Annotated in this window: 14 protein-coding genes; 12 read left to right on the top strand and 2 right to left on the bottom strand. The window is 64.5% G+C overall.

What is annotated here, in order from left to right:
• The first annotated feature begins 39 nt into the window (after window positions 1–39).
• From B7P44_RS27155 to B7P44_RS27130, 6 genes are all read left to right on the top strand, one after another.
• Window positions 40–276 carry a hypothetical protein gene (locus B7P44_RS27155; RefSeq protein WP_084908995.1) on the top strand — a complete coding sequence of 79 codons (237 nt, stop codon included), beginning with the start codon at window positions 40–42 and terminating at the stop codon, window positions 274–276.
• A 680-nt stretch (window positions 277–956) separates the two neighbouring features.
• Window positions 957–1,982, top strand: a complete 1,026-nt coding sequence (locus B7P44_RS27150; protein ID WP_231716716.1) for an L-tyrosine/L-tryptophan isonitrile synthase family protein — start codon at window positions 957–959, stop codon at window positions 1,980–1,982.
• Window positions 1,979–2,821 (top strand): TauD/TfdA dioxygenase family protein, encoded by an 843-nt coding sequence (locus B7P44_RS27145; RefSeq protein ID WP_088511536.1) that lies wholly within the window; start codon window positions 1,979–1,981, stop codon window positions 2,819–2,821. Before B7P44_RS27150 ends, B7P44_RS27145 begins: the two co-directional genes overlap by 4 nt.
• Complete coding sequence (locus tag B7P44_RS27140; RefSeq protein WP_084908993.1) at window positions 2,818–4,260, top strand: FAD-binding protein; 1,443 nt, start codon at window positions 2,818–2,820, stop codon at window positions 4,258–4,260. The genes B7P44_RS27145 and B7P44_RS27140 overlap by 4 nt, the downstream gene beginning before the upstream one ends.
• Window positions 4,261–4,435: 175 nt before the next feature.
• Window positions 4,436–4,915 carry a type 6 secretion system effector deamidase TecA gene (gene tecA, locus B7P44_RS27135; protein ID WP_084908992.1) on the top strand — a complete coding sequence of 160 codons (480 nt, stop codon included), beginning with the start codon at window positions 4,436–4,438 and terminating at the stop codon, window positions 4,913–4,915.
• A 262-nt stretch (window positions 4,916–5,177) separates the two neighbouring features.
• Entirely contained in the window at window positions 5,178–6,131 is a 954-nt protein-coding gene (locus tag B7P44_RS27130) for an IclR family transcriptional regulator (protein WP_088511535.1), read from the top strand.
• Between the two features lie 24 nt (window positions 6,132–6,155).
• On the opposite strand, the gene B7P44_RS27125 is transcribed toward B7P44_RS27130, so the two are convergent.
• Window positions 6,156–6,458, bottom strand: a complete 303-nt coding sequence (locus B7P44_RS27125) for a DUF1330 domain-containing protein (protein WP_084908991.1) — start codon at window positions 6,456–6,458, stop codon at window positions 6,156–6,158.
• Between the two features lie 212 nt (window positions 6,459–6,670).
• Here B7P44_RS27125 and pssA point away from each other — a divergent pair, with 212 nt between their 5' ends.
• Window positions 6,671–7,297, top strand: coding sequence for a CDP-diacylglycerol--serine O-phosphatidyltransferase (gene pssA, locus B7P44_RS27120; protein ID WP_084908990.1), 627 nt, complete (start codon window positions 6,671–6,673; stop codon window positions 7,295–7,297).
• Between the two features lie 51 nt (window positions 7,298–7,348).
• Here pssA and B7P44_RS27115 read toward each other — a convergent pair whose 3' ends face one another.
• Complete coding sequence (locus tag B7P44_RS27115) at window positions 7,349–8,428, bottom strand: porin (protein ID WP_084908989.1); 1,080 nt, start codon at window positions 8,426–8,428, stop codon at window positions 7,349–7,351.
• Between the two features lie 435 nt (window positions 8,429–8,863).
• Between B7P44_RS27115 and B7P44_RS27110 the strand changes: the two genes are divergently transcribed.
• The 5 genes from B7P44_RS27110 to B7P44_RS27090 are packed head-to-tail and all read left to right on the top strand — an operon-like array spanning window position 8,864 to window position 11,925.
• Window positions 8,864–9,181, top strand: a complete 318-nt coding sequence (locus B7P44_RS27110; protein WP_060256840.1) for a non-heme iron oxygenase ferredoxin subunit — start codon at window positions 8,864–8,866, stop codon at window positions 9,179–9,181.
• Window position 9,182: 1 nt separating this feature from the next.
• The gene (locus B7P44_RS27105) at window positions 9,183–9,494 is read left to right on the top strand and encodes a recombinase-like helix-turn-helix domain-containing protein (RefSeq protein ID WP_084908988.1); all 312 of its coding nucleotides are present in this window, start codon (window positions 9,183–9,185) and stop codon (window positions 9,492–9,494) included.
• 43 nt (window positions 9,495–9,537) lie between these two features.
• Window positions 9,538–10,608, top strand: coding sequence for an aromatic ring-hydroxylating dioxygenase subunit alpha (locus tag B7P44_RS27100; RefSeq protein WP_084908987.1), 1,071 nt, complete (start codon window positions 9,538–9,540; stop codon window positions 10,606–10,608).
• The gene (locus tag B7P44_RS27095; RefSeq protein WP_084908986.1) at window positions 10,601–11,371 is read left to right on the top strand and encodes an SDR family oxidoreductase; all 771 of its coding nucleotides are present in this window, start codon (window positions 10,601–10,603) and stop codon (window positions 11,369–11,371) included. Before B7P44_RS27100 ends, B7P44_RS27095 begins: the two co-directional genes overlap by 8 nt.
• Before the next feature lie 26 nt (window positions 11,372–11,397).
• Window positions 11,398–11,925 (top strand): cupin domain-containing protein, encoded by a 528-nt coding sequence (locus B7P44_RS27090; protein WP_084910045.1) that lies wholly within the window; start codon window positions 11,398–11,400, stop codon window positions 11,923–11,925.
• Window positions 11,926–11,933 lie beyond the last annotated feature (8 nt).

Raw genomic sequence — 11,933 nt, 5'->3', positions numbered from 1 at the left:
CCGGCGGCGGGCGCGGCTGCGGCCGCGTGGCGTGGCGCGATGACGATCGTGCTGATCCTCGTCGTGCTGGCGATCGCCGCGTTGTTCGGATTCGCCGCGCATGTGGACGCGCTGACCGGCCGGATCGGCCCGCAGCCTGCGCGGGCGCAGCTCGAGCGCTTGCGCCGGGAGGGCGCGGCGTTGCGTGCGGCGCTGCGGCAGGGAAGTGAGCGGGGCGATGCGACGCGCCGGCGTCCAGACAATGTCAGCGCCTGGAGGTCAGCTCAAAAAGGTTGATTGGTACGCCTGAAGATGGTCCGGCAGTCGAGCGAACGGCCAAGCTTCAGAAATGCTTTGTGAATGTCAGCTTCTCCTCGGGCGACTGTTGGAAGCTTGCGTGCTCGGCAATCAGCACGGTCTGGTCGCATACCTGCCGCGACCATTAACCAACAGTATCGTCGCCGAAATCTAATAAAAATACTCGGCATGATCGATAACCGGATTCAATTCCATGGGCGAGAAGGTCGGCGTGGTGAATGAGCATGACGGCACGTTTTTGCTCACAATCAATCTGATAATTTAAAACAATTGGATCAAAATCCGTGTGACATGATTTCGCATTGTGTTTCGGATGTAAGTTTTGTTTCCGATCGTGTCGGATCGAGATGGATCTGAGTTTCAATATATAAACCGATTTCGCCAATTGTTTCGTGTGGTGACGCTGAATGACCCGCCGGCGGGGCGATTTCCAATGAATCAGGCTTCGGGAGATACGTAAGAACGGATCGTTCGACTAACGATGCTTGTCGCCGCGGCAGCGGCGAGATAGTCTCGACTGAAACATTATTTAATGTTAAAAGTATCGGCGGCATTTCCTGATATATCGACGAGTTAAATGCAGTGCGCAGTGCGGATCCGCGCATGTCTGTCCGCATCCCTTTAATCACGATCAACCCGATCCAATCTCGAGATCATTGATGCACACTGCCTTTTCTTACGCGCCCCCCGAGAACCGCTGTCCGTCCGATCAACCTGCCCACGCACAAGCGATGGAGATCCTGGGGCTTGTGATGAAGCATCGCCGTGTCGCGGCCCGGAGCCCTTGCGAGGGCCCACTGTGCACGACATGTCTTGGTCCGCATCTCGACCGAGTCATCAAGGCGATCGAGCGCGACGAGCCCGTCGTTTTCGTCCTGCCATCGTTTCCCGCCAAATCGCCAAACCCGGGCAAGGTGCTCGGCCCGACGCCGGACATGGCCGAGCGGCAGTCGCTCGCGTTTCTCAACGATCTCTGCAAGCGCATCGGCGCCGTGTACGCCCCAGGGGCGCGCATCATTCTGTGCTCGGACGGCCGCGTCTTCAGCGACGCGGTCGGGATGAACGAAAGCGACGTCACTGCCTACCAACAGGGGATCTCGGCGTTGATCGAAGAGCTCGGCGCGAGCGCGCTCAGCACCTTCAACCTGGATGACGTCTTTCCCGGCAGCGGCTTCGAAGAGATGCGCACGCGCCTCATGGCAAGCCATGGCCAGCCCCTCGCAGAGCTGCAGGCTGCCGTCCGGGCCGGCGGCGAGGCCCAGCGCATGTATTGCGGCATCACGCGATTTCTCGTCGAGGACGCCACCCGACCCGATATGGAGATCAGCAAGACGGCGCTGCAGAAGGAATGCCGCGAGCGCGCGTACCAGGTCGTGCTGCGCAGCAAGGCATGGGACGGGCTCCTCGCGACCATCTTTCCCGATGCGGTCCGCCTGTCGATCCACCCGCAGGGCTGCGGCAGCAGGAAGATCGGCATCCACATGATGGAGACGGCGGACGGATGGCTCACGCCCTGGCACGGCGTCGCGGCACTGGTGAACGGCAGCTTCAGGTTGCTCAAGCGACGTGAGGCCGAAGCGGCGGGCGCCGAGCTCGTCTTTCAAAACGGACGTCCGAGCCATTACGTGCTCGATGGTTCGGCGTTGTCTTATCGAGAACTCGGCGCTGCCGACATGGAGGAATGAGGGTGAACTACGAGACCACAAACGTTACGCCGTTCGGATTGATGGTGCGGCCGGCGTCCGGCAAGGCGGACGTGCGCGAACTGCCGGCCGAACGCATGCGCGAGCTGGTGCGGCAACACCACTTGCTGGTGCTTCGAGGTTTCGATACGTTCGATGGCACCGAGGACTTCGTCGAATATTGCGGTGGCTGGGGCGAGATCAGCGAGTGGCCGTTCGGCAAGGTCCTCGAGCTGGTCGAACACGAAAAACCCGCTGACCACATCTTCGACAACAACTACGTGCCCCTTCACTGGGATGGCATGTACCGGAAACAGGTGCCGGAGTTTCAGATATTCCATTGCGTCAGTGCTCCGCAGGCCGAGCAGGGCGGACGCACCACGTTCTCGAACACGAAGGCAGTGCTGGAGCGGGCTGCGCCCCAGGCCCGCGCGCTCTGGGACAAGGTGACTGGCGTCTATCATCGCAAGATGGAGTTCTACGACAGCAAGACGATTGCGCCGATCGTCACGACTCACCCGGTGAGCGGTTTTCCGGTCGTCCGCTACAACGAGCCATCCGTCGAAGGCGACGAGAGCTTCGTCAATCGTCCGACCCTGACGTTCACGGGCATTGACGAAGCCGACATCAACGACTTTCATCGCAGTTTGCGCGCAGCGCTGTACGCGCCCGAGAACTTCTATGCGCACGCATGGCAGACCGGCGACGTCGTGATTTCGGATAACTACACGCTGCTCCATGGTCGGGAAGGGTTCACGAGCGGCGCGCCGCGACACTTGCGCCGTGTGCACGTGCTTGGCAACCCGCCGCTCGACAACCCCCACCTGGTGGCATACGCATGAGCACGCCGGAAACAGACGTCGTCATCGTCGGCGCGGGTCCGGTGGGGCTTCTCTGCGCGTACCTGGGACGGTTGTGCAATCTGCGGACGGTGGTCGTCGATAAATCGGCGGCGCCGCTTCAGGCAGGGCGGGCCGACGCGCTCAATGCGCGCACCTTGCAACTGCTCGAGATCATCGATCTGTTCGACGATCTCTATCCCAAGGGGAAGCCATGCAACACCAGCTCGGTGTGGGCCGGCGGCAAGTTCGTTTCGCGTCAGTCGACGTGGTGGGAAGCGCTGGAAGGCTGCTTTCACAAGCACTTCCTGATGCTCGGGCAGTCGTTCGTCGAGCAGTTGCTGGACGGGAAGCTCAGGGATGTCGATGCCGCGGTACGACGCAACACGTCCGTCACGGATATCGAGGTCGCCGATGATGGCTGCACGACGACGCTGTCGACCGGCGAGACCATCAAGTCCAGGTTCGTGATTGGCGCGGACGGCTCACGTTCGTTCGTGCGTGACCGCTTCAAGGTTCCGTTCGAGGTGACGCGTCCGCAATTGATCTGGGCGGTCCTGGATGGCGTCATCGAGACCGACTTCGAGAAGGTGCCGGAAATCATCGTCTTTCAGGCCGAGACCTCCGACGTGGCATGGATTCCACGCGAGGGGAACCTCGACCGCTTTTATGTTCGCATGGATACCAAGGAATTCACGGTCGAACAGGCGGTCGCCAAGATCAACCGCGCGATGCAGCCGCACGCGCTGCGCTTCAAGGAGCTCGTCTGGTTCTCGCAGTTCTCGGTGAAGGAATCGGTGGCCGAGCACTATGCAATTGCCGACCGGATCTTCCTGGCGGGTGATGCCTGCCACATTCACTCGGTGAATGGCGGTCAAGGCTTGAACACCGGCCTCGCGGATGCCTTCAACATCATGTGGAAGATCGGCATGGTGCTGGGCTTTGGCGCACCGACGGCGCTGCTGCACACCTACGAGCAAGAGCGCAAGCCGGTGGCGATGGGCGTGGTCGAGACGTCCAGCGAGCTCGTGCGTTCCACCAAGTACTCCAAGGACGGCACGCACGCGGATGACTACGTCAAAATCGTCGAGAAAAGAGCCGGCTACATAACGGGAATGGGCATTCGCTACGGCGAGCACGCGCTTCACGGCAAGCGCTTGCTCGACTTCATGGTCCGCAACACCGGGGAGCAGGCCGATACGCGCATCTATTCGCTGCTGGACTACCGATTTTTCACGCTTCTCGTCTTCGGCGACTGCAAGGCAGCCCTGGATCTGCCGGCATGCGTCAAAGTGATTCGGATTCCGGAAGAGAATGGCCCGTATGCGAATCAAATGATCCTGGTTCGCCCCGATTCGTATATCGCCGCGTCTTCTTCTCTGTCCGACGTCTCCCCGATCACGTCTTATCTCGAATCATCGTTGAGCCAACCCGTGGCGTAGAACCAGCGACCGGGGTAAGCGTACCTTCCGCGCAATGTCTGGCCGTTCGCTCGTCTGCTGGAACATCTTTAGGCGTACCGAGCGGCCTTTTCGAACCGATCTCTTATCGTAATAAGATATGACGTTAATGCGTTGACGGGATGATGACGCGCCTCTTCCTCAAAAGGATCCGACCATGCAACTCACTCAATTGGGCGCGCATGTCGCCCAGTCCGGCTTCGCCGAGAAGCAGAAACACGCGCAGGCACTGATGTGCGGCATGGCCAACATCTCCGAGTATGTTTCCAGGGGCATCTGCTACGATGCCGCCGCCTTTGTCAGGTATCTGCTCCAAAGTCATTCGCTGATCACGCCCGGCATGCTGCTCGACACGAGCGCTCAGAGTTGGCGGCCGCGGTTCAATTTCGAGGCCGGCAGTCAATGGAACGGGCGGGCAGGCATTCCGGCGGGAACCGCAGTCGGCTTCTCCCGGGGCGGCAGTGCCTTTCATGCGGCGATCGCCGTCGGCGGCACCCGGATCCGGGCCGTGAACGGGGGGCGTCTGGGGAACGGGTGGTTGTATCCGGTAGACCTCACGCGGGTGCTTGCCGCCGGGGATGACGGAACCTTCGTGTATGACAGGACGAACATTCGCGTATACCTGTCGCGCCTGTAAACGACCGGGTGAACCTGCGTCGAATCGACGAAGGGCCGCGACCGCGCCCACCCATCGTCCGGCGATATCCGCATGGCGTCGTGCCGTCTATCGCTGATATCCTCTCGATCGTGTCTGACTATTCAATGGATCGTGGATGCGCATGCCGCGCCCCGGCGATGCCCGCGGGTGCAAACCCGGGCGCGCGCTGAGGTAGCATGGCTGAATCTCCACGCTGATCCATGACCTGTTTCGTGATCGATTTCCTTCCGTCCATGTCCACATGGCCAAGACAACGATGAGTGGCGCGACCAAACCTCCTGCCGCGAAGGCGCGGCCGGCGGGCCGGGCCGCGGCCGAGCACGACGCGCCGGAACCCGTCGCGGCCGGCGACGACGAGTCGGCCGGCGGCGCGTCGTCCTATCTGGTGCCGGGCCTCGAGCGCGGCCTGCGGATCCTGGCCGAGTTTTCCGCGCGCGAGCCGGTGCTCGGCGCGCCCGAGCTGTCGAAGCGCATCGGCATTCCGCGCACGACGACGTTCCGCCTGCTGCAGACGCTCGAAGCGCTCGGCTTTCTCGAGCGCGTGAACGGCGACCGCCATTTCCGGCTCGGCGTCGGCGTGCTGCGGCTCGGCTTCGAATACCTGAACTCGCTCGAGCTGACCGATCTCGGCGCGCCGGTGCTCGAACGGCTGCGCGATACGACCAGCCTGTCGACGCATCTGCTGATCCGCGACCAGCGCGATGTCGTGTTCGTCGCGAAGGCGCAGAGCCATGCGTCGATGTTCGGCTCGGTGAAGGTGCACGTCGGCACGCGGCTGCCCGCGCACGCGACCGTGCACGGCCACGTGCTGATGGGCGACCTCACGCGCGACGCGCTGCGCCAGCTGTATCCGGAAAAGCGTCTCGAGCAGTTCACCGAGCGCACGCCGGGCACGGTCGACGAGCTGTACGAGCGCGTGCGCTACTACGCGCGGCTCGGCTACGCGGTCAGCGAGGCCGCGTTCGAAGCCGGCATCTCGGCCGTGACCGCGCCGGTGCGCGACCATTCGGGCTCGATCGTCGCGGCGATCACCGCGACGGTGCCGCGCTCGGAGATCGGCGAGGCCAGCGAGAAGGAGCGCCTCGTCGAAGCCGTGTGCGGCGCGGCGGTCGACCTGTCGCAACGCCTGAACTATCGTCCGCTCGAAAGCGATCCGACGTTCGCGCACGCGCGCCACAAGGTCGCGATGTTCTGACGCGCGGCCGGGCCGCCGCCGCGTTCAGGCGTCCGGCGCGGGCAGGCCGTGCACGAGGAGCGCGAGCGTGTCGGCGCCGGCATGGCGATCCGTGGAAATTTCCTGATACTCCGGCGATTCGACGAACCGGCGCGACGACGCCTCGTCGGGGAACGACATCAGCACCACCTTGTGCCGGTCCCATTCCCCCTCGAGCGCCACCGGCGCTTCGTCGGCGGCCAGCAGGCGGCCGCCGAACCTGCGGAATACGTCCATGAAGCGCGCCTGATACCGGTCGTACGCGTCGCGTTGCGTGAAGCGAAGCTGCGCCAGCAAGTAAACGGCCACGGTCGTCTCCTGTCGTCGGGATGCGGTGATGCTACGCGTTGTCCGCGCGTCGCGCTCGGCCGCGCCGTGTGATGGCCGGATCGCGTCGCCGCCGGACCCGGGGCCGGACGATGGAGTGGCACAATACCGCGCCGGCAAGCGCAATCCGAACGAAGAGGCGAAGGCACCGCCGCCGGCCTCGCGCGTGTCCTCGACCCGACTGACAGACAGACATGAACAAGACAAAACCCGTCCGGCGGTTTTCGATGATCCGGGAATTCCACCTGGCCGACTGGTTCACGCTCGGCAACGCCGTCTGCGGCACCAGCGCCATTTTCTCGATCATCTCGTACATCGCCACCGGCGATGTGCTGCACGTCTACTACGCAGCCGGCCTGATCGTCGCGGCGCTGATATTCGACATCCTCGACGGCAGGATCGCGCGCTGGCGCCAGAAGTCGTCGGTGCTCGGGCGCGAGCTCGACTCGCTCGCCGACGTCATTTCGTTCGGCGTCGCGCCGGCCGTCATCGGCTACGGGTGCGGGATGCGGGGCATGGTCGACCGGTTCCTGCTCGTCTACTTCGTCGCGTGCGGCGTGTCGCGGCTGGCGCGCTACAACGTGACGGCGGAAGCGCTGTCGCAGGAGGCCGGCAAGGTGACGTACTTCGAGGGCACGCCGATTCCGACCTCGATCGTCATCGTGCTGATGCTGGCCGTCGCCACCTATTGCGGCGGGATCGGCCCGAGCATGTGGCTCGGCGAGGTCGCGCCGGGCGGCTGGGTCTTTCATCCGTTGACGCTGGTGTTCGGCCTGTCGGGTTCGCTGATGATCAGCCGGATCCGCATTCCGAAGCTTTGACGGCCCGCAGCCGCTGCGTCGCGCGCGACCGTACGCGGCACAGCCACCGCGTCAGAACGAGTGGTGGATCCCCGCCAGCACGACGACCTGGTTCGCCGTGCTCGACACGCCGGCCGTGAAGAACGCCGCCTTCGCGCCGCCCGACGCGTGCTCGACGAGCACGTTCGCATAGAGCTGCGTGCGCTTCGACAGCGCATAGATGTCGCCTAGCTCGAGCTGGGTCCAGCGCCGGCCCGCCAGCGTCGACGTCGCCGCGCCGCCCGCGATCGTGTTGAACGGGCTGGTGCGGTAGTTCACGCCGGCGTCGTAGCTCTGGAACGTGTCCGAATGGCCGTTCGACTGCATCTTCGCGCGCGTGTAGAGCCCGTGCACGAGGAAGTCGCCGAACTGGTACGACGCGCCCGCGCCGATGTTCTCGACCTTGCTCGCGAGATAGCCGTTCGCGGTGTTCTGCCCCTGGAAGTTCGCGATCCCGGTCTGGCCGATCAGGATCGAACGGTCGTGCTCGCTCGAATAGACGGCCGACGCCTTGAATGGCCCGTTCGCATAGTTCAGCGCGACGCCGACCGACTTGCCGGTCGAGAAGTTCGTCGTGTTGCCGAGCGCCATCACCGCCGCGGCGCTGAAGCCCGCGAAACTCGGCGAGCGGTACTTGATCGCGTTGTTGTACGGCACGTTGCCGGTCGCGGCGAGGCCGTCGATGTTGCCCGGATGGAACGCGTACCAGCTCGCCGCGAGGTACGCGGTGCTGAGCGGATCGAGATAGTCGAACGACAGCGGCGTCTGGCGGCCGAGGGTCAGCGTGCCGTAGCGCGTGGAATCGAGGCCGACCCACGCGGCGCGGTTCCAGATCGTGTTCGCGGTCGCGAACTGGCCGTTGTTCGTATAGAAGCCGTTTTCGAGCTGGAAGATCGCCGACAGGCCGCCGCCCAGGTCTTCCTTGCCCTTCAGGCCCCAGCGGTCGGGCTGCGTATTGCCCTGGATCATCGCCCACTTCGCGTGGCCGCCGACGTTGTTCACATAGGCGACGCCCGCATCCGTGCTGCCGTACAGCGTCACGCTGCTCTGCGCCCATGCGCCGGACGCGACGCCGAACCCGACGACCGCCGCCGCTACCGCTTGCTTGACCATTTGATCTCCTTCCTGACGCTCTCGCTCGAATGAATACGGGGCGGGCGCGCGCACCGGCCGACCTGCCTGCTGCGCACATCCACCACAAGATGGACACTTTCATGTTCCATATAAGGAACAATGTGCCTCTGGTGGAATGAAGTATAGGGCGGCGGGAAATGCGGAAAAAAATAAATTTATCGGGTCTGAGCAGCGGCCGGAGATGGCTGTCATCGCCCGGCCGCATCCTGACATGGCCCGCAAATACGCGAAACATAAGCGGATTTTCGAAATTTCAAGCGCGTCGCGGCAATCGCCGACCTGTTGGTCGGTGTTTTCCCTAGGACGCACAGCTTTTTGTTTTTCTCCCGGAAAGTCGCTCCTATAATCACCATCCATAAACTGCTGTTCCGGGTATGGAACAAGCCAAGCGTCGATCAGAAGGAAGGGTGAGAGATGTCTGAACAATGGATTTGCGCCGGGCACGCCGGCGCGCTGTCGGAAGACACGCCGATCGAGTTCAAGCGGACCGACGGCGTCGAGATCGGGATCTACCGCGTCGGCGACGAGGTGTACGCGCTCGAAAACGTGTGCCCGCACGCGTATGCGCTGCTGACGCAGGGCTTTGTGGACGAAGGCACCGTCGAATGCCCGCTGCACGAAGCCGTGTTCGACATCAGGACGGGCCAGTGCCTGAAGGGGCCGGGCGGCCGCGCGCTGAAGCAGTACGCGGTGCGGCTTGCCGGCGAGGAAATCCAGATCAAGGTGGAATGAAATGAAAGAAGCGACCGTGAACTTCAATCCCTTCCTGAAGCCGTGGGTGGCGCCGCAGCCGAACAACGTCGCGGGCAAGGGGCAGATCGAGATCCCGGGCCAGGTCGAGAACCGCGTCTGGCAGACCCGCAAGGCCGAGCCCACGCAATACGAGAACGATCTCGGCGACGCGCTCGAACGCGTGTTCGAAGCCGGCGCGACCGAGCTGGACGACGTCGTCGCGGGCCTGAACCGTCTCGGCTTCCGCGCGCCGGACGGCGCGCCGTGGACACCCGAGCGCTTCTGCGCCGAGATGGCCTCGCTCGCGGAATAACCGTACGCCCCGCCAAGACGACAACCGAATCCGGAGCACACTGATGACGTCCCCCGCACAACACGCCTCCCAATCCGACCCGGTCCGCGACTATCTCGACCGCGGCATCAAGAACTACTGGTATCCCGTCGCGCCGAGCTGGCAGGTGTCGAACGCGCCCGTCGGCCTCACGCGCCTGTCCGAGCAGATCGTGCTGTGGCGCGACCACGACGGCCAGGTCCACGCGCTCGAGGATCGCTGCCCGCACCGCGGCGCGCGCCTGTCGCTCGGCTGGAATCTCGGCGGCAACCTCGCGTGCTGGTATCACGGCGTCGAGGTCGACGGCTCGGGCACGGTCAATCGCGTGCCGGCCGTGTCGAACTGTCCGCTCGAAGGCACGAAGTGCGTGAAGTCGTATCCGGTCCGGGAGCAGGCCGGCGCGATCTTCCTGTGGTTCGGCGACGACGCGCACGCGCAAGCCGCGCCGCTGAACCTGCCGGAAGAACTGGTCGCCGGCGAGTTCGCGCATTTTCTCTGCGTGTCGAACTGGACGTGCAATTACCAGTACGCGATCGACAACGTGATGGACCCGATGCACGGCGCGTACCTGCACGCGACGTCGCACTCGATGGCCGAAGGCGACAAGCAGGCCGACATGCGCGTGCGCAAGACGGAAACGGGCCTGATGTTCGAGAAGGTCGGCCAGCGCGACGTGAACTTCGACTGGGTCGAGCTCGGCGAGACCGGCTGCCTGTGGATGCGTCTCGCGATTCCGTACAAGCAGAAGTTCGGCCCGGGCGGCAACTTCGGGATCATCGGCTTCGCGACGCCGGTCGACGACGACCACTGCCAGGTCTATTTCTGGCGCACCCGCAAGGTCAGCGGCTGGCAGCGCGACGTGTGGCGCTTCATGTACCGCAACCGCCTCGAAGGCCTGCACTGGGACGTGCTCGAGCAGGATCGTTACGTGCTCGAGAGCCTCGCGCCGAACGCACGCGATCACGAATACCTGTACCAGCACGACGTCGGCATCACGCGCGTGCGCCGGATGCTGCGCCAGCGCGCGCAGGAGCATCTGTCCGCGCTCGACGCGCATCGCGCGGCGCACGCCGCGTCGGAGTCCGCTCATGGCTGACCACGCTCCGGTCGTGTCGCTCGCCGGCCGGCGCGTGCTCGTCACCGGCGGTGCGCGCGGTCTCGGCGCGGCGTTCGTGAAGGCGCTCGTCGCCGCCGGCGCGCAGGTCGCGTTCGGCGACGTGCTGGCCGACGAGGGTCGCGCGCTCGCCGCACAGCTCGCGGCGCAGGGCCACGCCGCGCATTTCTTCGCGCTCGACCTGGCCGATCCGGCCAGCGTTCATGCGTTCGTCGCGCAGGGCGCGGCGGCGCTCGGCGGCATCGACGGCCTGATCAACAACGCGGCGATCACGAACTCGGGCGGCAAGCTGTCGACGGAACTCGACGCCGCGACCTGGGACGCGGTGATGAACGTGAACGTGCGCGGCCTGTGGCTCGCGAGCAATGCGGCGCTGCCGTACCTCGCGCAGTCGGGGCGCGGCGCGATCGTGAATCTCGCGTCGGACACCGCGCTGTGGGGCGCGCCGAAGCTGCTCGCGTATGTCGCCAGCAAGGGCGCGGTGATCGCGATGACGCACGCGCAGGCCCGCGAATTCGGCGGGCACGGCGTGACGGTCAACGCGATCGCGCCGGGCCTCACCGAAGTCGAGGCGACGGCCTACGTGCCGGCCGAGCGCCACGCGTATTACCAGCAGGGCCGCGCGCTGACGCGCGCGCAGGTGCCCGACGACGTGACGGGCCCGGTGCTGTTCCTGCTGTCCGACGCCGCGCGCTTCGTGACGGGTCAACTGCTGCCGGTCAACGGCGGCTTCGTAATGAACTGATGGTTTCCACTCTTTAGGAGATGACGATGGCGGACGCCGATATCGAACGCAAGTCGTGGGATCAACCGGAAAGCGCGAGCTTTGCCGACTGGATGGAAGGGCGCGTCGCGCGCTACGCGACGCGGCGCTACGACTGGGACGCGCTGAAGTTCCAGGCCGACTACGACCCGACGTATCGCCGTGCGCAGATGCGTTACGTCGGCACGGGCGGCACGGGCGTCGCGAAGGACGTCAACACGGTGCCGGCCGGCAACTTCACGTTCTCGACGATGGTGATCCCGGCCGGCAACATCGGCCCGAGCCACATCCACATCGACGTCGAGGAAATCTTCTTCGTGCTGCGCGGCAAGATGAAGGTGATCTGCGAGCGCGACGGCGAGACCTGGGAAGCGATCCTCGGCGAGCGCGACCTGATTTCGGTGCCGCCGGGCGTGTACCGCACGGAGATCAACATCGGCGAGGAAGACGCGCTGATGTGCGTGATGCTCGGTTCGCCGAAGCCGATCACGCCGACGTATCCGCCGGATTCGCCGCTCGCGAAGATCAAGCGTTGAGCGCGGAC

Source organism: Burkholderia ubonensis subsp. mesacidophila (assembly GCF_002097715.1).
In the GTDB taxonomy this organism is placed as follows: Bacteria; Pseudomonadota; Gammaproteobacteria; order Burkholderiales; family Burkholderiaceae; genus Burkholderia; species Burkholderia mesacidophila.
Note: the sequence above shows the minus strand (reverse complement) of the source record. Positions and strands in the feature narration are given on the sequence as shown.